We start from the raw sequence: 21,265 nt of genomic DNA, 5'->3' as shown, positions 1-21,265 counted from the left end.
GAAGGGCTGTCGCGGCGGGTGTCGGCCTCGGTCACCGCGGCCACCCGGTCGCGGACGTCGGCCCGGCGGACCAGCGGCGAGGCCTGCCGGGACGCCCGGGCTGCGGCCGCCGCCGCGAGCTCGGCCGCCACCGCCTCCCGGCCCCGTGAGGCGCCGGTGGCGACGGTGACCACCTCGTCCAGCTTCTGCCGGGCGAAGGCCAGCCAGCCCGCTACCTCCGGGTCGATCGAGGTCTCCACGGCGAGGTCGAGCGGCAGGTGCAGCAGCGAGCAGGAGGAGGACACGTCGAGCTGCCCGACCAGCGGGCGCAGCCGCTCCACGGTGGCCAGCGCGGCATCCAAGTCGGTGCGCCAGACGCTGCGACCGTCCACCACCCCGGCCAGCACCCGCTTCTGGGCCAGCCCGGGCGCCTCGGCCAGGGCGGCCAGGTTGGCCTCCGCGGTGCGGACGCCGGCGGTGCTGCTGAGGTCGACGGCCAGACCCTCGACCGGCAGCCCGGCCAGCACCGGCGCGGCCGATCCGAGCTCGCCGAAGTAGGTGGCGACCAGCAGCCGGGGACGTCCCGCGGTCGCCGCCAGGCGGGTGTAGGCGGTCTGCAGCCGTTCGAGCACCTCCGCCGGCTGGTCCTGCACCAGCACCGGCTCGTCCAGCTGCACCCAGCCCGCCCCGGCCCCGGCCAGCGCGGTGAGCAGCTCGGCGTAGACCTCGACCAGCGGGTCGAGCAGCGTCACCGGGTCGAACGGCGCGTCGGGGTCGGCGGCCTTGGCCAGCAGCAGGTAGGTGAGCGGGCCGACCACGACCGGACGAGGTTCGAGCCCGAGGGCGCGGGCCTCGGCCACCTGCTCGAGCAGCGGGGCTGCGTCGAGGGTGAAGGTGGTCGCGGTGTCCAGCTCGGGGACGAGGTAGTGGTAGTTGGTGTCGAACCACTTGGTCATCTCCAGCGGCGGCTGCTGGTCGGTGCCGCGGGCCAGGGCGAACAGGGTGGCGAGCCGGTCCGCCGGCGTACCCGTGCCGGGCAGGCCGGCGAACCGGCCAGGGGTCGCGCCGAGCAGCAGCGTGGTGTCGAGGACGTGGTCGTAGAGGGAGAAGTCGCCGACCGGGACCTCGGTGATCCCGGCGTCGGCCATCGTCTGGAGCCGCTCCCGGCGCAGGTCCGCGGCGACGCCGAGCAGCGCGTCGGCGTCCACCTCGCCCCGCCAGTGGCCCTCCACCGCCTTCTTCAGCCGGCGTCCGGCCCCCTGCCGGGGGTAGCCGTGCACGGTGGGCCGGACGGCCGCCTCGTGCGGGGTGTGGTCGTTCGTCATCGGTGCTCTCCTTCGCGAGTCACCTCAGGACCCGCGGGCACGGCGGGGCCGCCCACCCGGTCCGGGCGGGGCCGGCGCCGACCCTCCCGCGAGGTCTGGCCTGCTGCCCGACGGTCGCCGGGCAGGTGCTGGCAGGTCTTCGGGCTCGTGGGCGCGGAGCACTCGGCTCCTCCTACTGGCCGTCGCTTCCCAGGACGGACGTCCCAGTGCGTGATGACGGCGGTCGTTCCCACTGACCGCTGCGGGGCAGCTCCGGATTCGCACCGGATTCCCTCTTGCCCCCACCGGCACCCCGTCGGGGCGGCGCCGGCGGGACCAGGCACGTCGGTCACTGTAGGCACGCCCGGACGCCCGGCGCCGGGCGTCCCACGCGACCGGATCAGGACGCACCGGCGTCGTGGACGTGCTGGGCGGCGCCCCCGCGGCGGGACCCGATGAGTCCCGCGACCGGACCCGGTCGGTACCAGCTGGACCCGAGACGGAGGAGAACACCGTGCGCACGCTGGCGATCACGCAGAACGTCACCCTCGACGGCTCGATCGAGATGCTGCAGGAGTGGTTCGACCCGCAGGCCCAGGGCGAGATGGACGACCTGATGGAGGAGCTGCAGCGGCAGGACGAGCAGGCCGACGGCTTCCTCGTCGGCCGGCAGACGTTCGAGGACCTGCGCGGCTACTGGGCCGACCTCACCGACGACACCACCGGCATCTCCGACTACCTCAACCGGGTGCAGAAGTACGTGGTGTCGTCCACGATGACCGACCCGGGGTGGCAGCGCTCGACCGTGCTCAGCGGCGACCCGGTCGAGGAGGTCACCGCGCTGAAGCAGACCGAGGGCCGCGACATCGTGCTCACCGGCAGCATCCGCCTGGCGCACACGCTGATCGCGGCCGGGCTGGTGGACGAGTACCGGCTGTTCACCTACCCGGTGGTGCAGGGCGGCGGCCGCCGGCTCTTCCCCGAGGGCCACCAGGTGCCCCGGCTGCGGCTGCAGGACGTCCGCGCCTTCCGCAGCGGCATCACGCTGCAGCGCTACTCGGCACGCTGACGGCCACCGGGGCCTCGCCCCGACCCGGGCGGCCCAGCGGCCGGACGAGTCGGCGCGGGCCGGCGCGGACGCCTAGGGTGGGCCCATGCGCGTAGGAGTCTTCGGAGCGACCGGTCAGGTCGGCGGCGTGATGCGCACGCTGCTGGCCGAGCGCGGCTTCGACATCTCAGACATCCGGTTCTTCGCCTCGGCCCGCTCGGCCGGCACCACGCTGCCCTGGGCCGGCGGCGAGGTCGTGGTGGAGGACACCGCGACCGCCGACCTCGGCGGTCTCGACATCGCCCTGTTCTCCGCGGGCAAGCACGCCTCGCGCGAGCTGGCGCCGAAGGTCGCCGCCGAGGGCGCGGTCGTCATCGACAACTCCTCGGCCTGGCGGCTGGACCCCGAGGTCCCGCTGGTGGTCTCGGAGGTCAACGGCGAGGACGTCGCCCGCACCCCCAAGGGCATCATCGCCAACCCGAACTGCACCACGATGGCCGCGATGCCGGTGCTCAAGCCGCTGCACGACGCGGCCGGGCTGCGCCGTCTCGTCGTCACCACCTACCAGGCCGTCTCCGGGTCCGGCGGTTCCGGGGTGGCCGAGCTGGCGGGCCAGGTCGCCGCGGTCGGGGACGCCTCCGGGCTGGCCTTCACCGGTGAGGCGGTGAGCTTCCCGCCGGCGCAGCAGTACGCGAAGACGATCGCCTACAACGTGCTCCCGCTGGCCGGCTCGCTGGTCGACGACGGCAGCGGCGAGACCGACGAGGAGCAGAAGCTGCGCAACGAGTCGCGCAAGATCCTGCACCTCCCCGACCTGCTGGTCGCCGGCACCTGCGTGCGGGTGCCGGTCTACACCGGTCACTCGCTGTCGGTGCACGCCGAGTTCGCCGACGACCTCAGCCCCGAGCGGGCCACCGAGCTGCTGGCCGCCGCACCCGGGGTGCAGCTGGTGGACGTCCCCACGCCGCTGGACGCCGCCGGCGCCGACCCGGCGCTGGTCGGCCGGATCCGCGCCGACCAGTCCGCCCCGGCGGGCAAGGGCCTGGTGCTCTTCGTCAGCAACGACAACCTCCGCAAGGGGGCGGCGCTGAACGCGGTGCAGATCGCCGAGCTGGTGGCCGAGCGGCTCACCTCGGGCGCCCCGCGCGAGGCGGTGGCCGGGCAGCCGGTCGGGGCGCGGACCGCGTGAGCCGCCTGGCCATCCTCGGCGCCGGCGTGATGGGGGAGACCCTGCTCGCCGGGCTGCTGCGGGCCGACTGGGACGCCGCCGACATCGTCGTCACCGACCGGCGCCCCGAGCGCTGCACCGAGCTGGTCGAGCGCTACGGCGTCAGCGCCGCCGACAACGCCACCGCGGTCGGGGAGGCGAGCACCGTCGTGGTGGTGGTGAAGCCGCAGGACCTCGGTGACCTGCTGGCCGAGATCGGGCCGGTGCTCGCCGAGGACGCGCTGGTGGTCTCGCTCTGCGCCGGCGTCACCACCGCGAGCATCGAGCAGCAGATCGGGCGCCCGGTGGCGGTCGTCCGGGTGATGCCGAACACCCCGGCCCAGGTGGACGAGGGGATGGCCGCCATCTCCGGCGGCGCCCACGCCAGCACCGAGCAGCTGGCCCACGTGCACTCGCTGCTGTCGGCCACCGGCCGGGTGGTCACCGTCCCGGAGAAGTACCAGGACGCGGTGACCGCCATCTCCGGCTCCGGGCCGGCCTACCTCTTCTACGTGGTGGAGTCGATGATCGAGGGGGGCGTCCAGCTCGGGCTGCCGCGCGACGTCTCCACCGAGCTGGTGGTGCAGACGATGTTCGGCTCGGCGCACCTGCTGCGCGAGACCGGGCGCCACCCCACCGAGCTGCGCGAGATGGTCACCTCCCCGGGCGGCACCACCGCGGCGGCGGTGCGCACGCTGGAGAGCCACGGCGTCCGGGCTGCGTTCATGGCCGCCATCGAGTCGGCCCGGGACCGGTCCCGGCTGCTGTCGGGTGGCTGAGCCGATGACGGCGCGACTGGTACACGGCGAGGCGCTGACCGGCTACGACTTCGGTCCCACCCACCCGATGGGGCAGGGCCGGGTGCGGCTGGCGGTCTCGCTGGCCGAGGCGCTCGGCGTGCTGGACGGGCTGGAGGTGGTCGACCCCGACCCGGCCGACGACGAGCTGGTCCGCCTGGTGCACGAGGACGCCTACATCGAGGCGGTGCGGCGGCAGGAGCCCGACCCCCGGTTCGGCATCGGCACCTCCGACAACCCGGTCACCCCCGGTATGCACGAGGCGGCCGCGCAGGTGTGCACGGCGACCGTCCAGGCCTGCCGGTCGGTGTGGTCGGGGGAGAGCCGGGTGGCGGTCAACATCAGCGGCGGTCTGCACCACGCCATGCCCGCCGCCACCAGCGGCTTCTGCGTCTACAACGACATCGCCGTCGGCATCCGCTGGCTGCGTGAGCAGGGGGTGCGCCGGATCGCCTACGTCGACCTCGACGCCCACCACGGCGACGGCGTCCAGGAGATCTTCTACGACGACCCGGGTGTGCTGACGATCAGCCTGCACGAGTCGCCGGCGACGCTGTTCCCCGGCACCGGGTGGCCGACCGAGACCGGGTCGATCGTCGCGCCGGGGTCGGCGGTCAACGTGGCGCTGCCCGCCGGCACCGGGGACGCCGGTTGGCGCCGGGCCTTCGAGGCGGTGGTGCCCGAGGTGCTGCGGGCCTACCAGCCGGAGATCCTCATCAGCCAGCACGGCTGCGACGCCCACCGCACCGACCCGCTGACCGACCTGCGGCTGAGCGTGGACGGGATGGCTGCGGCCTACGCACGGGTGCGCGAGCTCGCCGAGGAGCTCACCGACGGCCGCTGGGTGGTCGTCGGAGGCGGGGGCTACTCCCCGCTGCACGGCGTCGCCCGCGCCTGGACCCACCTGCTCGGCGTGGTCGCCGGACGTCCGGTGCCGGCCTCGACGCCGATCCCGGAGGACTGGCGCGAGCCCTACGGCGACGCCGCCCCGGCGACCATGGGCGACGGTGCCGACGGCTCCTTCGTCCCGCTGGCCGACGGGGTCGACCCCGAGTCGGCGGTGGACCACGCGATCCTCGCCACCCGCCGTGCGGTGTTCCCCGAGCTCGGTCTGGACCCCGAGCCGTACTGATCCGCCCTGGCCCGCACAGGCTGCCTCAGCGACACACACCTTCGCGTGCCGGCACACCGGCTGCAGCGTGTGTGCAGGTCGCGGAACGTGTGTGAAGCGCACGCGGGGAGTTGGCGGCACACACCTTCGCGTGACGGCACACCGGCTGCAGCGTGGGTGCGGGTCGGCGAAGGTGTGTGAAGCCGGCGCTGCGTCGTGCCGGACGTCCGGCGTGGCGGCTTGACGAGGTGGTGTTCCCGCCTTCCCCAGCCGTCACAGGGGACGCTAGGGTTCGCTGCAGACAGGAGCCGGCGGCGGCTCTGCGAGCGGAGGACGGGGAGCCATGACTGACGCCGACGGCGGGTCTGCCGGTGCGGGAGCGCGCTCCGACCGGGTGGTGGACGCCCCGACCTACCTGACGGTGGCCGAGGTGGCCGAGATGATGCGGCTGTCCCGGATGTCGGTGTACCGGCTGATCCACGGCGGTGAGCTGGAGGCGGTCCGGTTCGGGCGCAGCTTCCGGGTGCCGGCCGAGGCGGTCAGCGCCTACCTGAAGAGCTCGCACTACCAGGCCGGCTGAGTGGATTTCCCGCGCCGACGGGCCTCCGGGTAGGATTGCGGAGTTTCCCGGAAGGGCTGGGTCGATCAGAAGAGGTATGTGTTCGTGGGATCTGTGATCAAGAAGCGTCGCAAGCGGATGGCGAAGAAGAAGCACCGCAAGCTCCTCAAGCGCACCCGCATCCAGCGCCGCCGCGCAGGCAAGTGAGCCGCGCCGCCCGGTGAGGGTGGTGCGTCCGTGACCCGGTCACGAGTGTCGCACCGCCTCCCGGGCCGAGCAGCGGCTCCCGGGCCCCGTCTGTCCGCAGACGGGGCCCGTTGCCGTGCCCGGACGCCGACGGCACCCCGGCCGGGGCGGCGGCGTCGACCGGGCGGCCGGAGTGGCGACTAGGCTCCCCGCCATGGCACGCGTCGTCCTGGTCACCGGTGTCTCGGACGACTTCGCCGCACGCTGCGCCCGCTCGCTGGCGGCCCGTCCGGGGCTGGAGGTGGTCGGGGTCGACCTGGTCCCTCCCCGCCACCCGCTGGAGGACGTCAGCTTCGTCCGCGCCGACGTCCGCTCGCCGGTACTGGCCGGGCTGCTCGTCTCCCGCGAGGTCGACACCGTCGTGCACCTGGCTCCGCTGGTCGCCCGCGGGGGCAGCCGCCGCAGCCGTGCCGCGGACAAGGAGTCCAACGTCATCGGCTCGATGCAGCTCTTCGCCGCCTGCCAGCGCTCGCCCCTGGTGCGGTCGGTGGTGCTGGGCAGCACGGCCGAGGTCTACGCCGCCTCCGCCCGCAACCCCGCCGCCTTCGGTGAGGACGCCGGGCTGCGCGGCGGACCCCGCACCGCCTTCGCCCAGGACTGCCTGGAGATCGAGTCCTACGCGCGGTCGCTGCCGCAGCGCCGGCCCGACGTCTCGGTCACCGTGCTGCGGCTCGGACCGCTGCTGGGCGCCGGGGTGAGCTCACAGCTGACCCGCTGGCTGAGCGGTCCGGTGGTGCCGAAGGCCGCCGGGTTCGACGCCCGGCTGCAGTTCCTGCACCCCGCCGACGCCGCGCACGCCGTCACCCGGGCCGTCACCCACCCCGAGCCCGGCGTCTACAACGTCGCCGCGCCGGACGTGGTGATGCTGTCGCAGCTGCTCACCTGGCTCGGACGCCCCGCCTGGCCGGTGCCCCGGCCGGCGCTGGCCGCGATGCGTCGACCCGCCGCCCGGGCCGAGCTGACCGTCCCCGACGACGTCGACGGCATCACCTACGGCCGGGTGCTCGACGTGCGCCGGGTGGCCGAGGCGCTGCAGGTGCGCTCGCACTGGACCAGTCGCAGCGCCGCCGAGGAGTTCATCGCCCTGACCTCGCCCGGCGTCCGCAGCCGCGTCGTCTCGGTCGCGCAGCGCCGCCTGGGAGCCGGCCGTGCCTGAGCCCGACCAGACCCCGGACGACCAGACGTCCCCCGATCGCCCCGAGCCTGCACCCCAGCGCCCTGAGCCCGCACCCCAGCGCCCTGAGCCCGCACCGCAGCGCCCTGAGCCTGCACCGCAGCGCCCTGAGCCTGCACCGCAGCGCCCTGAGCCTGCACCCCCGCGCCCCGGGCCCGCACCCCCGCGCCCCGAGCCGGCACCTCAGCGCCCTGAGCCGGCACCTCAGCGCCCTGAGCCGGCACCTCAGCGCCCTGAGCCTGCACCTCAGCGCCCTGAGCCTGTCGAAGGGCGATCTCCGCACCCGCCGGACCAGGCCGGACCCCAGCGCCCCGGACCCGACGAAGGGCCCCCCGCCGACGACACCCGCGCCCCGCGCAACGAGGACCCGCTCGACCGCGACCCCCTGGACGTCGCCGCGGTGCTCGGGGAGCTGCTGCAGTCCGCCGGGGCGGTGCTGACCCAGCTGCGCGAGGCGTCCCCGGAGGCGGTCCGCGACGCCCTGGCCGACCCGCTGGCCACCGCGGTCGGCATCGCTGCCGAGCTCGGCGTGGACTGGCAGGGCACCGTCGACGACGTCGTCGGCTACACCCGCTCCCGGCTCGCCGGTGACTACGCGGTCGACGAGTTCGGCTTCGACCCCGAGTTCACCGAGCGGATCGTGCTGCCCGCGCTGCGTCCGCTGGCCCGCTCCTGGTTCCGTGCCGAGATCAGCGGGGTCGAGCACCTGCCCGCCGAGGGCCCGGCGCTGCTGGTGGCCAACCACGCCGGCACCCTGCCGCTGGACGGCCTGGTGCTGCACTCGGTGATCTTCGACGAGATCGGCCGGCACCCCCGGATGCTGGGCGCCGACCTGGTCTTCGCCACCCCCTTCTCCCACGACTTCGCGCGTCGGATCGGCGTCACCTACGCCTGCCCCGAGGACGCGCTGCGGCTGCTCGAGACGCAGAACCTGGTGACGGTGTTCCCCGAGGGGTTCAAGGGGCTGGGCAAGCCCTACTCCGAGAGGTACCGGCTGCAGCGCTTCGGCCGTGGCGGGTTCGTCTCCACCGCCATCGCCGCCCGGGTGCCGATCATCCCGGTGTCGGTGGTCGGCTCGGAGGAGATCTACCCGGTGCTCGCCCAGGCCCCCAACGCCGCCCGCGCGCTCGGCCTGCCCTACCTGCCGATCACCCCGCTGTTCCCCTGGCTCGGCCTGCTCGGCACGGTGCCGCTGCCGAGCAAGTGGATGATCCGGATCGGCGAGCCGATCGCCACCGACGAGCTGGACGCCAGCACCGCCGACGACGCGATGACCGTCTTCGACGTCACCAACCAGGTCCGCGAGACCATCCAGGACACCCTCTACGCCATGCTCGCCGAACGCCGCAGCCCCTTCTTCTGACCGGGCCGTGCCGCCCGCCAGTGTGGCCGAACCGGGGGAATGGCCTGGCGCGGAGCGACGGGTCCTCCACACTCGTGGAAAGCGGGTGCCGACAGTGGTGGCGGCGGGTCCGGGTGGCTGGCCGGAGGGGGCCCGGGAGGCTGTGAGGCGCTGTGCCAGACTCGACGCGTGAACCTCTCGGACACCGTGCGCGAGCACGCCGGACGGCGTCCCGACGCGGTGGCGGTGATCGAGCCCGCCGCCCCGGGCAGCGACCGGCGCGAGACCACCTGGGCCCAGCTGGAGGCCGCTGTGGCCGACGCGGCCGCACTCCTCACCGAGTGGGGTCTGCGCGCTCCGCAACGGGTGCTGCTGCACGGTGAGAACTCCCTGGCGATGGTGGTCGCCCACCTGGCGTGCCTGCGCACCGGCGCGGTGTCCACCCCGCTCAACCCGCAGGCCACCCCGGCCGAGGTGCGCGCCACCGCCGAGCTGACCGGGGCCAGCCTGCTGCTCAGCGACGACCCCGCCGGCGCCGGTGAGATGGCCGCCGGGCTCCCGGACGTCCGCCCGCTGACCGACGTCCTCGGCACCCCGGCCGCGCCCCAGACGGTCGCCGCCCCGGTCGACCCGGAGGCGCTCGCGGTGCTGGTGCAGACCTCCGGCTCGGTGCGCCACCCGCAGGTGGTCATGCTCAGCCAGCGCGCGGTCTCGAGCAGCGTCGCCTCCGTCGCCCGGGCCAGCGGGCTGGACGGCTCCTCGGTCGTGCTGGCGGTGCTGCCGTTCTTCCACGTCTTCGGGCTGAACGCGGTGCTCGGCACCTCGCTGGCCGCCGGCGCCCGGCTGGTCGTGCTGCCCGGGCTGCGTCCCGACCTGCTCGACGTGGTCCGCGCCGAGGGCGTCACCGAGCTGCCGCTCACGCCCACCGTGATGTTCCGGCTGCTGCAGCTGCCCGGCGTGGACGTCGGCCTGCGCGGCCTCAACCGGGTGCTGTCGGCCGGGGCGCCGCTGTCCACCGCGCTCGCGCGGGAGTTCGCCCGTGTCACCGGGGTGCGGGTCGACCAGGCCTACGGGCTCACCGAGGTCGCGGGCGTGTGCAGCACCTTCGGCGAGCCGGAGCTGCTCTCCGGAGCCCATGTCGGCGTCCCGCTGCCCGGCGTCGAGGTGCGGATCCGCGGCGTCGACGACGGCGGGCCGGGCGAGGTGCAGGTGCGCGGTGACCACCTCTTCTCCGGCTACTGGCCCGACGGCCACGGCGCCCCCGACCCGGACGGCTGGTGGTCGACCGGTGACCTCGGCTACCGGGCCGACGGGCAGCTCTTCCTCGCCGGACGGCTGCGCGAGGTGGTCATCGTGGCCGGGTTCAACGTCTACCCGAGCGAGGTCGAGGAGGCGCTGATGGAGCACCCCGCGGTGCACGCCGCGGCGGTGATCGGCCACGGCGACGAGCAGACCGGGGAGAGCCTGGTCGCCTTCGTCTCGGTGGCCCCCGGACGCTCCGGGCTGTCGGTCGGGGAGCTGCAGCGCCACGTCTCGGCCCGGCTCGCCCGCTACAAGTGCCCCAGCGAGATCTACGTGCTGGAGCGGATGCCGCGCAGCATCACCGGCAAGATCCGCAAGCAGGACCTGCGCGACCTGGTGGACGCCCTGGAGGAGGAGCAGTGAGCCGGGTGACGGTGCTGGTGCGCGAGAACTGCCACCTGTGCGAGGAGGCGCTGGCCGTGGTCCGGGCGGTCTGCGCCGAGACCGGCACGGACTGGTCCACCGAGGACGTCGACGCCGACCCCGACCTCCGCCGCCGCTACACCGACCAGGTGCCGGTGACCTTCGTCGACGGCGTCCAGCACGACTTCTGGCGGGTCGACCCCGACCGGCTGCGGGCCGCGCTGGCCGGCTGAGGCCCCGGCGTCCGTCACCGCCCGGCGGCTCGCCGGCCTCAGGGGCCCCTTACTTTTGTCGACGTCCAGGCGTCAGTACGGTGAACGGTGGCGTCCGGTCGACTGCGGGCCCGTGTCAGACGCCGTGTGGACCGAGGAGGCGTGTGACGGGAGTGCGGGGCTCCGGTGCTGACCCGGTGGGCGAGGTGCTCACGGGTCGGGTCCCGCGCACCATCCCGGATGCCACCATCGCCCGCCTGCCGCTCTACCTGCGCGCCCTCACCGCGCTGTCGGACGCCGGGCTGGCCACCGTCAGCAGCGGCGAGCTGGCCGACGCCTCGGGGGTGAACCCGGCCCAGCTGCGCAAGGACCTCAGCCACCTCGGCTCCTACGGCGTGCGCGGCGTGGGCTACGACGTCGCCACCCTGACCGACAAGATCGGCGCCCAGATCGGCTCCACCCAGTGGTGGTCGGTGGTGATCGTCGGGATGGGCAACCTGGGCTCGGCGCTGGCCCGCTACTCCGGCTACGCCACTCGCGGTTTCCACGTCGCCGCCCTGGTCGACGCCTCGTCGGCGCTGATCGGCCAGCAGGTCACCCTGGACGGGCCGGACCCGCAGACGCTGACCATCCGCGGCGACGACGAGCTGGCCGACATCGTGGCCGGCATCCACCCGGTGATCGGGGTGATCACCACGCCGGCCGAGCCGGCGCAGGGGGTCTGCGACCGACTGGTCGAGGCCGGCGTCCGCAGCATCCTCAGCTTCGCCCCGACCGTGCTCTCGGTGCCCGACGGGGTGGCCCTGCGCGCGGTCGACCTGGGTCAGGAGCTGCAGATCCTCGCCTACCACCAGCAGCACTCACGCACCGACCCGCTCGATCTTCGGCCAGGCGCCGAACACCGCGACGGGTCGGACGTCCACGGGCCGATGACGTCCCCACCAGCCAGGGAAGGGGTCCCGTCATGAGCATCCTCGTGGTCAGCGCGTCGCACCGCGGCGCCAGCCTGGAGTCGCTGAACGCGCTCGCGCTCGACACCGCCGGGGTGACCAAGCTCGCCCACGGCCTCACCGACACCGAGGTGGTGGACGAGGCGGTCGTGCTGTCCACCTGCAACCGCACCGAGGTCTACGTCCACGTCGAGAAGTTCCACGCCGGCCTGGAGGTCGTCGTCGAGGCGCTGTCGCAGGCGTCCGGGCTGAGCCCGTTGGAGCTGCAGCGGATCTGCTCGGTCTACTACGACGAGGCCGCCGTCGGACACCTGTTCGCGGTCGCCGCCGGGCTCGAGTCGATGGTCGTGGGAGAGAGCCAGATCCTCGGGCAGGTGCGGCACGCGCTCAGCACCAGCCAGCAGGCCGGCACCGTCGGCTCGGCCCTCAACAGCCTCTTCCAGCAGGCGCTGCGGGTGGGCAAGCGGGCCCAGACCGAGACCTCGATCGGCGCCGCCGGCCGCTCCCTGGTCGGCGCCGCGGTGGAGTCGCTGTCCCGGCTCGGGGTCGGGCTGGGCGGGCGCACCGTCGTCGTCCTCGGGGCCGGCTCGATCGCCAGCCTGGCCGCGCACACCGCCGCCGACGCCGGCGCCTCCGTGGTCGTCGTCAACCGCACCCTGGCCAAGGCGCAGCGGCTGGCCGAGCAGGTGGACGGCGCCGCCCGCCCGCTCGGTGAGCTGACCGCCGCGCTGGCCGGTGCGGAGGTGCTGATCACCTGCGTGGGGGCGCCCGGCACGGTGGTCGGGCCGGAGCTCGTCCAGGGCACCCCGCTGCTCGGCGTCGTCGACCTGGCCCTGCCCGCAGACGTGGACACCCGCGTCGGGCAGCTGGTGCCGCTGGTCAACCTGGAGCGGCTGCAGCGCGAGCTGGCCGGCAGCGCCGGCGCCACCGAGGTGGCCGCGGCGCGCGAGCTGGTCAGCGGTGAGGTGTCGGACTTCCTCGGCGCCCGCCGGGCCGCCAAGGTGGCGCCCACCGTGGTCGCGCTGCGCACCATGGCCGCCGAGGTGGTCTCGGCCGAGATGGCCCGTCTGGTCGGCAAGGCACCCGGTCTGGACTCCGCCCAGCTGCACGAGGTGGAGCGCACGGTGCGGCGGGTGGTCGACAAGATCCTGCACCAGCCGACGGTCCGGCTGCAGAGCCACGCGGCCGCCGGCGGCAGCCTGGACTACGCCGGCGCGCTGCGCGAGCTGTTCGCCCTCGACCCCGTCCAGGTGGCCGCGGTCTCCTCGCTCTCGCACACCGAGGGCCCGGCCGGCGAGGTGGACCCGGCCGGCTGGCCGGACGCTGGTCGGGCGGCGGAGCGGGCGTGACCCCGCTGCGGATCGGGGCCCGCACCTCGCCGCTGGCCCGGGTCCAGGCCGACTGGGTGGCGGCCCGGCTGGTCGAGCACGGGCTCGACACCGAGTTCGTCGGCGTGGTCACCTCCGGCGACGTCGACCAGCGTGCGCTGACCCAGATCGGTGGCACCGGCGTCTTCGTCGCCGCGGTGCGGACCGCGCTGCTGGAGGACCGGGCCGACCTCGCGGTGCACTCGCTCAAGGACCTGCCCACCGCTCCCGACCCCGGGCTGCGGGTGGCGGCCGTGCCGCCGCGCGAGGACGTCCGCGACGTGCTGGTCGGTGGCCGGCTGGCCGACCTGCCCGCCGGCGCACGGATCGGCACCGGCTCGCCACGGCGGGCCGTCCAGCTGCAGGACTGGGCCCGCGAGCACGGCCGCCGGATCGAGATCGTCCCGGTGCGCGGCAACGTCGACACCCGGATCGCCCACGTCGCCGGCGGACGTCTGGAGGCCTGCGTGCTCGCGGCCGCCGGGCTGCGCCGGCTGGGCCGGCTGACCGCGGAGCGCCCCGACGGGTCGTGCCAGGTGGTGGCGGGGGAGGGGTCGCTGCCGGCGGAGCTGGTCGACGTCTCGGTGCTGCTGCCGGCCCCCGGGCAGGCGGCCCTGGCGGTCGAGGTGGCCGCGGCGGGGGCGCACCCGCGGCTGGCGGAGGTGGACTGGCTGGACGACCCGGACACCCACGCGCGGGTGGTCGCCGAACGCAGCTTCCTCACCCGGCTGGAGGCCGGCTGCCTGGCCCCGGTGGGCGCGCTGGCCACGCTGTCTCGACCCGCAGACGGCGGCGCACCGCAGGATTTGACTCTGGACGCGGTAATTGGGAGAACCGTAGGGAGCACGGCCACCCCCAAGGCTGAGCCCCTCCTCCGGGTGCAGATCACCGGTCCGGTGTCCGGGGCCCGCCAACTGGGTAACCAGCTCGCGCAGCAGGTACTGTCCCGGCTGGAGCCGGGTCAGCGTCTGTGACCTGACGGTTGAGGCACCCCAGACTGGCCGGGGTGGGAGGAGAGCGAGTCCATGAGCACCGCGCAAGCCGATCCGTCCGTGTCCCAGGCCGTCCCGGCCGAGAGTCCCTCCTCGCGGCACGCTACGCCTCCGGTCGCCGACCCTCGCGGCCGGGTCATCTTCGTCGGCACCGGCCCGGGTGATCCCGACCTGCTGACCCTCGGCGCGGTGGCCGCCATCGCCGAGGCCGACGCGGTGCTCGTCGACAACGAGCGGATGCTCGACATCTTCGAGCACCCCGCGGTCAGCACCGCCGACGGCGTCGAGGTGCAGACCGTCGGCACCCGCGAGAACGGCAAGGCGCTCGCCCCCTCCGCCCGGGCCCGGCAGGTGCTCAAGGCCGCCGCCGAGGGCGGCCGGGTGGTGCGCCTGGTGCTGGGTGACCCCTTCCTCGACGGTGGGGTGGCCGACGAGGCCGCCGCCTGCGTCAAGGGCGGGATCGACTTCGAGGTCGTGCCGGGCGTCTCCGCGCTGACGGCCGTCCCCGAGTACGCCGGGGTGGCGCTCAACAACGCCGCCGGCACCCACTTCGTCTCCGCGATGGAGGGCCGGATCACCAAGACCAGCTCCTCGCAGTGGGCCAGCACCGGCACGCTGGTGGTGAGCACCCGGGCCGGGATGGTGCCCGAGGTGGCGACCGCCGCGATCGGCTGCGGACGTCCCGGTGAGGACCCGGTGCTGGTCACCCTCGGCGGCGGCAGCACCGAGCAGAGCAGCATCGTCACCACCCTGGCCGAGCTGGCCCGCCGCGTGGCCGAGCTCGACGTCGACGAGGACGACCCGGTGCACGTGATGGTCGGCCCGGTGGTCGAGCACCGCGAGGACCTGTCCTGGTACGAGACCAAGCCGCTGTTCGGGTGGCGGGTGCTGGTGCCGCGCACCAAGGACCAGGCCGGCCCGATGACCGCCCGGCTGCGCTCCTACGGTGCGCACAGCGAGGAGGTGCCGACCATCTCGGTCGAGCCGCCGCGCAGCCCCCAGCAGATGGACCGGGCCGTCCGCGGTCTGGTCGAGGGCCGCTTCGAGTGGGTGGCCTTCACCTCGGTGAACGCGGTCAAGGCCGTCCGGGAGAAGTTCGAGCAGTACGGCCTGGACGCCCGCGCGTTCTCGGGGCTGAAGGTGGCCGCTGTCGGCCAGGTCACCGCCGCGGCCCTGCAGGCCTGGGGGATCGAGCCCGACCTGGTGCCCAGCCTGGACCAGTCGTCCAAGGGTCTGGTGGCGGAGTTCCCGCCCTACGACGAGGTGCTCGACCCGATCAACCGGGTCTTCCTGCCGCGCGCCGACATCGCCACCGAGACGCTCTCGGCCGGGCTGGCCGAGCTCGGCTGGGAGGTGGAGGACGTCACCGCCTACCGCACCGTGCGGGCCGCCCCGCCGCCAGCCGCCGTGCGGGAGGCGATCAAGGGCGGGCAGTTCGACGCCGCCGTGTTCACCTCCTCCTCGACCGTGCGCAACCTGGTCGGGATCGCCGGCAAGCCGCACCCGAGCACGATCATCGCCGTGATCGGCCCGGCCACCGCGAAGACCTGTGAGGAGCACGGTCTGCGGGTGGACGTGATGGCCTCCAAGCCCTCCGTGGTCGCCCTCGCCGACGCCCTCGCGGGTTTCGCCGCCGTCCGCCGCGACGAGCTGGTCGCCAAGGGCGAGCCCGTCATCAAGCCCAGCCAGCGCCCCAGCCGTCGCCGCTGACCCCTCCCCGAGCCGGCCCCCTCCGGCCCCTCCCCGAGCCCGCGAGTGTGGCGGTTCCGTCGGTATGCGTTCCGCCGGACCGACGGATCGTCCACAGCGGCGGACGGCTCCGGGCGCGTCGGGTCGCAGCGCCGGGGGGTGTTGCGCCGAGGGCGAGGCGACGCGGCGACGAGACGTCGCGGGTCAGGGACGCCAGCCGCCCCGGGTGAGGGCGCGGACGAAGCGGGCGCGGAGGGCGTCGGGCTCCCTCCGCAGCTGACGCACGGTCACGCGGACGACGGACCAGTCCTCGTCCGAGAGCCGGTCCGCACGGCTGATGTCCTGGTCCCACTGGACGGGATCGGTGCGGTGGTGGTCGCCCTCGTACTCGGCGACGACCCGGTACTGCTCCCACACGAGGTCGCAGCGGGCGAGGAACCGCCTCCGGTCGTCGTGCACCCAGATGTTGACGCGTGACTCCGGGAACGCCCAGGAGAGGAGCTGGAGGCGGAGCTCCGTCTCCATCACCGAGTCCGTCCCGGGACGGACCCAGTCCAGCGCCTCGGTCATCGCCCGGGCTCCACGCCGTCCGCGTCGGCGCCGCCGGGCGGCGTCGAGGTCGGCCAGGGTGCACCAGGGATCCCTCCGACGGACCAGGTGGTCGCCCAGGGTGATCAGCTCGGTGCGGTCGAGGGTCGTCGCCAGCGTCGCCCACACGTCGGCGGGGCTCTGCGCCGGCAGTCCTCGGACGCGCACCACGACGTCCGTCCCCGGGAGCGCGACGTGGCTCCGCACGCCCCGTCCGCCCCTCCGGTGCCGTTGGTCCTCGCACGTGACGTGGACCGTCGGGTCGTCGCGGAGCCGTGGCGGCAGCCAGAGCCCGTGCAGCTGCGCGGCGCTCGTGTGGGTGAACCAGTGCTCGTCGGTGAGCGCCAGCGCACGCAACCGGATCAGCGTGCAGCCGTCGAGCTCGAGCGCGGCCGGGGCGTTGATCCCGTGGAAGGGGTGCGCGAGGTCCTGCCTGCGCAGCCGTTCGGGACCGATGCCGTGCGCCAGCGCCGTCGCCGTCCGGAACGCGCCGTCGCAGAACCCCGCAGGCAGGGGCGCAGGACGTCTCATGGCCTCACCGTCGGCCGCGCGCCTCCCGTCTGACGCCCCATCCACAGCCGCGACGCTCCCGCCACGATCTGTGCACAACCGTGCCGGGACCTCTCGGGCGCGACTGTGGCCGAACCGGCGGAAAGCGGCGCCGCCAGACGACGCTCTCGCCACACTCGCGGCCCTGGGTGGAGGCGGCGGGTGGCTGGGGGTGGCGGCAGGACCGTCAGCGGCGGGCGCGGCGGAGGAGGGCGGTCAGGGCCAGGGCGACCAGGCCGGTGAGCGCGCCGACCACCAGACCGGTGACCAGGCTGGAGACGACGGCGGTCCCCCGGAGCAGGGCCTCCTGCGCGGCCGGGTCCAGGTCGGCGAGGGTGCCACCGAGCTGGGGCGGTGCGCCGGCGAAGGCCCGGGCCCACAGCAGCTGGTGGATCACGGCGAGCAGGACGCCGTAGCCGGCGCCGACCGCGAGCAGAGCCCGGAACGGGGTGGCCACCCGGGTGAGCAGCACCACCAGCACCCACACGAGGGGCGGTGCGAAGACGAACACCGCGTTCAGCGCCGTGCCCTCGTGGAGCACGTCGAGGTCGTGCAGGACGACGCGCGGCGCGCCCAGCAGGGCCAGGCCGGCGACGGCGGCGACGGGCAGCCCGAGGCGGTGCTGCCGACGGTGCGGGTCGGGCGCGGCGACCGCGGAGGCGGTCGACGGCCCGGACGGGGCCGCGGAGGCGGACGGGGAGGTCGGTCGTGTGGTCATGGCCGCGACGCTACGGAGCCGGCTGCCGCCGGACATCCGTCCAGACGCGTCGGTGCTGTCGTCGGGAGGCGACACCTCCCGGCGTCCTCCTCGGGGTACCCGCCAGGGGTCGCCCGGATTGGGACCGCCCCGACCGCCCGGCATAGGTTGGGGACGTGAGCGAGCAGGGACCGGTGGTGCGTCCGCGACGGCTGCGGCAGTCGCCCGTGATGCGGGCGATGGTGGCCGAGCACGAGGTGGCGCCGCGCCAGCTGGTGCTGCCGGTCTTCGTCGCGGAGGGGGCCAGCGAGCCGCGGCCGATCTCCTCGATGCCCGGGGTGGTCCAGCACACCCTCGACACCCTGCGCCGCACCGCGGCCGAGGCCGCCGAGGCGGGCCTGGCAGGGGTGATGCTCTTCGGCGTCCCCGAGCACCAGGACGCCGAGGGGTCCGGGGCGCTGGCCGAGGACGGCATCCTCAACGTGGCACTGCGGGCGGTCCGTGCGGAGGTGGGCGACGACCTGCTGGTGATGAGCGACGTCTGCCTCGACGAGTTCACCGACCACGGCCACTGCGGGCTGCTCGGCGCCGACGGCACCGTCGACAACGACGCGACCGTCGGCGTGTACGCGCGGATGGCGGTGATGCACGCCGAGTGCGGGGCCCATGTGGTCGCCCCCAGCGGGATGATGGACGGCCAGGTGTCGGCGCTGCGCACCGCCCTCGACCTCGCCGGCCACGTCGACACGGTGGTCATGGCCTACGCCGCGAAGTACGCCTCCGCCTTCTACGGACCCTTCCGCGAGGCCGTCGCCTCCGCCCTCACCGGCGACCGCAAGACCTACCAGCAGGACCCGGCCAACGCCCGCGAGGCGCTGCGCGAGGTGCGCCTGGACGTCGAGCAGGGCGCGGACCTGGTGATGGTCAAGCCCGCGCTGGGGTACCTCGACATCATCAACGAGACCGCCCGGACCGTCGACGTGCCGGTGGCCGCCTACAACGTGTCGGGGGAGTACGCCATGGTCGAGGCCGCGGCCCAGCGTGGGTGGATCGACCGCGACCGCGCCATCGCCGAGACCCTGCTCTCCATCCGCCGCGCCGGCGCCGACGTCATCCTCAGCTACTGGGCGCTCGAGTACGCCCAGAAGTCCGGACGCCGCTGACGCCCACGCCGATCCCGCTGCCCCAGCCACAACGCCCTGAGCCTGTCGAAGGGCAGAGCAGGCGCACCACCAGGAGGAACCGAGTGACCGACCAGACGTCCCGCGAGCTGTTCGACCGCGCCCAGCAGGTGATCCCCGGAGGCGTGAACTCCCCGGTGCGCGCCTTCCGCGCCGTGGGCGGGACGCCGCGGTTCATCGCCGCGGCCGAGGGACCGTACCTGGTCGACGCCGACGGCAACCGCCTGGTCGACCTGGTCTGCTCCTGGGGTCCGATGATCCTCGGCCACGCCCACCCCGAGGTGCTCGCCGCCGTCACGGCCGCCGCGGGGCGCGGCACCTCCTACGGTGCGCCGACGCAGGCCGAGATCGAGCTGGCCGAGCTGATCGTCGAGCGGACCCCGGTCGAGCAGGTCCGGCTGGTCAGCAGCGGCACCGAGGCGACGATGAGCGTGCTCCGGCTGGCCCGTGCCGCCACCGGCCGTGACCTCGTGGTGAAGTTCGCCGGCTGCTACCACGGCCACGTGGACGCGCTGCTGGCCTCGGCCGGCTCCGGGGTCGCGACCCTGTCCGGGCTGGGAGCCGAGGGGGCCCGCCGGGCGGTGGACGACGCCGCCCTGGCCACCCCGTCCAGCCCGGGCGTACCCGGGGCCACCACCGCGCAGACGATCGTGCTGCCCTACAACGACCGCGAGGCCGTCCGGCAGGCCTTCGCCGAGCACGGCGACCAGATCGCCTGCCTGGTCACCGAGGCCGCCCCCGGCAACATGGGCGTGATCGAGCCCGGGGTCGAGGACGGCGAGCACTTCAACGCCTTCCTGGCCCGGACCTGCCGTGAGCACGGGGCGCTGTTCGTCTCCGACGAGGTGATGACCGGGTTCCGGGTCTCGCGCTCCGGCCAGTACGGCGTCGACGGCGTCCAGCCCGACCTGATGACCTTCGGCAAGGTGATGGGTGGCGGCTTCCCGGCCGCAGCCTTCGGCGGGCGGACCGAGCTGATGCAGCTGCTCTCCCCGGTCGGCTCGGTCTACCAGGCCGGCACGCTGTCGGGGAACCCGGTGGCCTCCGCCGCCGGCGCCACCACGCTGCGGCTGCTCGACGAGGACGTCTACCGCCAGCTGGGACACTCTGCCGACACCCTGCGCGAGGCCGTCGCGGACGCGTTCGCCGCCGCCGGGCTGCCGCACGTCACCCAGAGCGCCGGCTCGATGTTCAGCGTCTTCTTCACCCCGGCCGACGTGACCGCGGTGCCCGACTACGCCACCGCCCAGCGCCAGGACACCGTCGCCCACGCGGCCTTCTTCCACGCCATGCTGGACGCCGGGGTGTACCTGCCGCCGAGCGCCTACGAGGCCTGGTTCCTCTCCACCGCCCACGACGAGCAGGCCCTGAGCACCGTGGTCGAGGCGCTGCCCGCCGCCGCCCGGGCCGCCGCCGCGGCCGCCACCGCCGAGTCCAACTGACCCCACCCTCTTGCCGACCCCCAGCCGCGGTTCGAGGTGATCGCGAGTGCATCCCCGCGCGCTATCACCTCGAACCGGCCAGAGAAGGGCGGAGAAGGGCGGGGAGGAGAGGGGCGGCCGCTTGCCGGGCGGACGCTCCGGCACCGGCCGCTAGGATCGCCCTACCGCCCCCCGACCACCACGCACGCCCGGCCGGCTGGCCGACCGACCAAGTGAGAGCGCAGTGACCGACTCCCCGACGCCCCCGCCCAGCGACGCCCGGCCCTTCAGCGCCGAGCCCCGCCAGGACCGTCCGCACCGTGGCCGCGCGCTCGTCCACCTGGTCCGCCACGGCGAGGTGTTCAACCCCACCGGGGTGCTCTACGGACGCCTGCCCGACTTCCACCTCTCCGAGGTGGGGCAGCGGATGGCCGAGCGGCTGGGTGAGCACTTCGCCGACGTCGAGCTGACCCACCTGCGCTCCTCGCCGCTGGAGCGGGCCCAGGAGACGATGGCCCCGATCGCCGCCCGCCACCCCGACCTGGAGGTGCAGCTGGACGAGCGGGTGCTGGAGTCGACCAACCTGCTGCAGGGGCGCATCCTGTCGGCCAGGCAGTCCGCGCTGCGCGACCCGCGGGTGTGGTGGCTGCTGCGGAACCCGCTGCGGCCGTCCTGGGGCGAGGCGTACAAGGCCGTGGTGGCCCGGATGCGCACCGCGATCGTGGACGCGGCCGTGGCCGCCGACGGCGGGCAGGCGGTCGTGGTCTCCCACCAGCTGCCGATCTGGATGGCCCGCTGCGACGCCGTCGGACGCTCACTGGTGCACGACCCCCGCCGCCGGGAGTGCACGCTGGCCAGCGTCACCACCTTCACCGTGGTCGACGGCCGCACCACCCGCGTCGACTACGCCGAGCCGGCCAAGGACCTGCTGCCGGCCAGGGTCCGCTCCCGCCGCTTCGTCGCCGGCGCCTGAGCGGATCGCAATCCACTACGCACAGTAGTAGTTTGTGGGAGGTGGCAGTCTCGCTGCCGTCCGGACGAAGGAGGAACGCGTGAGCCGACAGGCACGCCACACCCCTCCGACCGGTGCGGCCACCCCTGCGCCCGGCCGGCACCGGCGGAGCGGGCAGCCGAACGCGCCCGCACGCCGTCCGCGCCGCCGGACGCCGGGGGCCGCGCTCGCGGTG

Annotated in this window: 19 protein-coding genes, 1 pseudogene and 1 riboswitch; of the genes and pseudogenes, 17 read left to right on the top strand and 3 right to left on the bottom strand. The window is 74.6% G+C overall.

What is annotated here, in order from left to right; genetic code table 11:
- Positions 1–1,304, bottom strand: a pseudogene (locus tag DVA66_RS04085) (5-methyltetrahydropteroyltriglutamate--homocysteine S-methyltransferase); the annotation flags it as partial.
- 130 nt (positions 1,305–1,434) lie between these two features.
- Positions 1,435–1,596: riboswitch (cobalamin riboswitch) on the bottom strand.
- Between the two features lie 201 nt (positions 1,597–1,797).
- Here DVA66_RS04085 and DVA66_RS04080 point away from each other — a divergent pair.
- The 14 genes from DVA66_RS04080 (at position 1,798) to DVA66_RS04015 (ending at position 15,663) form a co-directional block, all read left to right on the top strand.
- Positions 1,798–2,352, top strand: a complete 555-nt coding sequence (locus DVA66_RS04080; RefSeq protein WP_114558905.1) for a dihydrofolate reductase family protein — start codon at positions 1,798–1,800, stop codon at positions 2,350–2,352.
- Between the two features lie 85 nt (positions 2,353–2,437).
- Positions 2,438–3,520 carry an aspartate-semialdehyde dehydrogenase gene (locus DVA66_RS04075; RefSeq protein WP_114558900.1) on the top strand — a complete coding sequence of 361 codons (1,083 nt, stop codon included), beginning with the start codon at positions 2,438–2,440 and terminating at the stop codon, positions 3,518–3,520.
- Positions 3,517–4,317, top strand: coding sequence for a pyrroline-5-carboxylate reductase (proC, locus tag DVA66_RS04070; protein WP_114558899.1), 801 nt, complete (start codon positions 3,517–3,519; stop codon positions 4,315–4,317). Before DVA66_RS04075 ends, proC begins: the two co-directional genes overlap by 4 nt.
- 4 nt (positions 4,318–4,321) lie before the next feature.
- Positions 4,322–5,467 (top strand): acetoin utilization protein AcuC, encoded by a 1,146-nt coding sequence (locus DVA66_RS04065; protein ID WP_114558898.1) that lies wholly within the window; start codon positions 4,322–4,324, stop codon positions 5,465–5,467.
- A 322-nt stretch (positions 5,468–5,789) separates the two neighbouring features.
- Positions 5,790–6,026 carry a helix-turn-helix domain-containing protein gene (locus DVA66_RS04060; RefSeq protein ID WP_114558897.1) on the top strand — a complete coding sequence of 79 codons (237 nt, stop codon included), beginning with the start codon at positions 5,790–5,792 and terminating at the stop codon, positions 6,024–6,026.
- Between the two features lie 84 nt (positions 6,027–6,110).
- The gene (locus tag DVA66_RS04055; RefSeq protein ID WP_042842924.1) at positions 6,111–6,212 is read left to right on the top strand and encodes a 30S ribosomal protein bS22; all 102 of its coding nucleotides are present in this window, start codon (positions 6,111–6,113) and stop codon (positions 6,210–6,212) included.
- Between the two features lie 193 nt (positions 6,213–6,405).
- A complete protein-coding gene (locus tag DVA66_RS04050) occupies positions 6,406–7,407 on the top strand; it encodes an NAD-dependent epimerase/dehydratase family protein (RefSeq protein WP_114558896.1) in 1,002 nt (333 codons plus the stop codon).
- Positions 7,408–7,825: 418 nt separating this feature from the next.
- Positions 7,826–8,788 (top strand): 1-acyl-sn-glycerol-3-phosphate acyltransferase, encoded by a 963-nt coding sequence (locus DVA66_RS04045; RefSeq protein WP_232821744.1) that lies wholly within the window; start codon positions 7,826–7,828, stop codon positions 8,786–8,788.
- Between the two features lie 168 nt (positions 8,789–8,956).
- Positions 8,957–10,432: a class I adenylate-forming enzyme family protein gene (locus tag DVA66_RS04040; RefSeq protein WP_198671462.1), complete on the top strand. Its 1,476-nt coding sequence runs from the start codon at positions 8,957–8,959 to the stop codon at positions 10,430–10,432.
- Positions 10,429–10,665, top strand: coding sequence for a glutaredoxin family protein (locus DVA66_RS04035; RefSeq protein WP_232821743.1), 237 nt, complete (start codon positions 10,429–10,431; stop codon positions 10,663–10,665). Before DVA66_RS04040 ends, DVA66_RS04035 begins: the two co-directional genes overlap by 4 nt.
- A gap of 143 nt (positions 10,666–10,808) precedes the next feature.
- On the top strand, positions 10,809–11,612 hold the full coding sequence (locus DVA66_RS04030) for a redox-sensing transcriptional repressor Rex (protein ID WP_332872855.1): 804 nt from the start codon (positions 10,809–10,811) through the stop codon (positions 11,610–11,612).
- Positions 11,609–12,943, top strand: coding sequence for a glutamyl-tRNA reductase (locus DVA66_RS04025; RefSeq protein WP_114558893.1), 1,335 nt, complete (start codon positions 11,609–11,611; stop codon positions 12,941–12,943). The genes DVA66_RS04030 and DVA66_RS04025 overlap by 4 nt, the downstream gene beginning before the upstream one ends.
- The gene (hemC, locus tag DVA66_RS04020) at positions 12,940–13,935 is read left to right on the top strand and encodes a hydroxymethylbilane synthase (protein ID WP_114558892.1); all 996 of its coding nucleotides are present in this window, start codon (positions 12,940–12,942) and stop codon (positions 13,933–13,935) included. Before DVA66_RS04025 ends, hemC begins: the two co-directional genes overlap by 4 nt.
- A gap of 51 nt (positions 13,936–13,986) precedes the next feature.
- On the top strand, positions 13,987–15,663 hold the full coding sequence (locus tag DVA66_RS04015; protein WP_114558891.1) for a bifunctional uroporphyrinogen-III C-methyltransferase/uroporphyrinogen-III synthase: 1,677 nt from the start codon (positions 13,987–13,989) through the stop codon (positions 15,661–15,663).
- A 183-nt stretch (positions 15,664–15,846) separates the two neighbouring features.
- Here the strand turns inward: DVA66_RS04015 and DVA66_RS04010 are convergent, their stop codons facing one another.
- Together DVA66_RS04010 and DVA66_RS04005 are read right to left on the bottom strand one after the other, a co-directional pair.
- A complete protein-coding gene (locus DVA66_RS04010; protein WP_114558890.1) occupies positions 15,847–16,761 on the bottom strand; it encodes a hypothetical protein in 915 nt (304 codons plus the stop codon).
- 205 nt (positions 16,762–16,966) lie between these two features.
- Complete coding sequence (locus DVA66_RS04005; RefSeq protein WP_198671461.1) at positions 16,967–17,497, bottom strand: hypothetical protein; 531 nt, start codon at positions 17,495–17,497, stop codon at positions 16,967–16,969.
- 155 nt (positions 17,498–17,652) lie between these two features.
- Here DVA66_RS04005 and hemB point away from each other — a divergent pair, with 155 nt between their 5' ends.
- The 3 genes from hemB (at position 17,653) to DVA66_RS03990 (ending at position 21,051) form a co-directional block, all read left to right on the top strand.
- Positions 17,653–18,639 carry a porphobilinogen synthase gene (gene hemB / locus DVA66_RS04000; RefSeq protein ID WP_198671460.1) on the top strand — a complete coding sequence of 329 codons (987 nt, stop codon included), beginning with the start codon at positions 17,653–17,655 and terminating at the stop codon, positions 18,637–18,639.
- A gap of 83 nt (positions 18,640–18,722) precedes the next feature.
- A complete protein-coding gene (hemL, locus tag DVA66_RS03995; RefSeq protein WP_114558889.1) occupies positions 18,723–20,099 on the top strand; it encodes a glutamate-1-semialdehyde 2,1-aminomutase in 1,377 nt (458 codons plus the stop codon).
- A gap of 319 nt (positions 20,100–20,418) precedes the next feature.
- Positions 20,419–21,051, top strand: a complete 633-nt coding sequence (locus DVA66_RS03990; protein ID WP_232821745.1) for a histidine phosphatase family protein — start codon at positions 20,419–20,421, stop codon at positions 21,049–21,051.
- Positions 21,052–21,265: the final 214 nt, after the last annotated feature.

It is taken from the genome of Desertihabitans aurantiacus (genome assembly GCF_003344635.1).
Lineage (GTDB): Bacteria > Actinomycetota > Actinomycetes > Propionibacteriales > Propionibacteriaceae > Desertihabitans > Desertihabitans aurantiacus.
The sequence above is the reverse complement of the archived record's forward strand: the minus strand, read 5'-3'. Positions and strand labels throughout refer to the sequence as shown.

Bases quoted from the DNA above. Each gene is read 5' to 3' on its own strand.
- DVA66_RS04075 (WP_114558900.1), top strand. From the start codon at position 2,438: ATGCGCGTAGGAGTCTTCGGAGCGACCGGTCAGGTCGGCGGCGTGATG.
- DVA66_RS04015 (WP_114558891.1), top strand. From the start codon at position 13,987: ATGAGCACCGCGCAAGCCGATCCGTCCGTGTCCCAGGCCGTCCCGGCC.
- DVA66_RS04065 (WP_114558898.1), top strand. From the start codon at position 4,322: ATGACGGCGCGACTGGTACACGGCGAGGCGCTGACCGGCTACGACTTC.
- DVA66_RS04005 (WP_198671461.1), bottom strand. From the start codon at position 17,497: ATGACCACACGACCGACCTCCCCGTCCGCCTCCGCGGCCCCGTCCGGG.
- DVA66_RS04010 (WP_114558890.1), bottom strand. From the start codon at position 16,761: ATGAGACGTCCTGCGCCCCTGCCTGCGGGGTTCTGCGACGGCGCGTTC.
- DVA66_RS04025 (WP_114558893.1), top strand. From the start codon at position 11,609: ATGAGCATCCTCGTGGTCAGCGCGTCGCACCGCGGCGCCAGCCTGGAG.
- DVA66_RS04050 (WP_114558896.1), top strand. From the start codon at position 6,406: ATGGCACGCGTCGTCCTGGTCACCGGTGTCTCGGACGACTTCGCCGCA.
- DVA66_RS04060 (WP_114558897.1), top strand. From the start codon at position 5,790: ATGACTGACGCCGACGGCGGGTCTGCCGGTGCGGGAGCGCGCTCCGAC.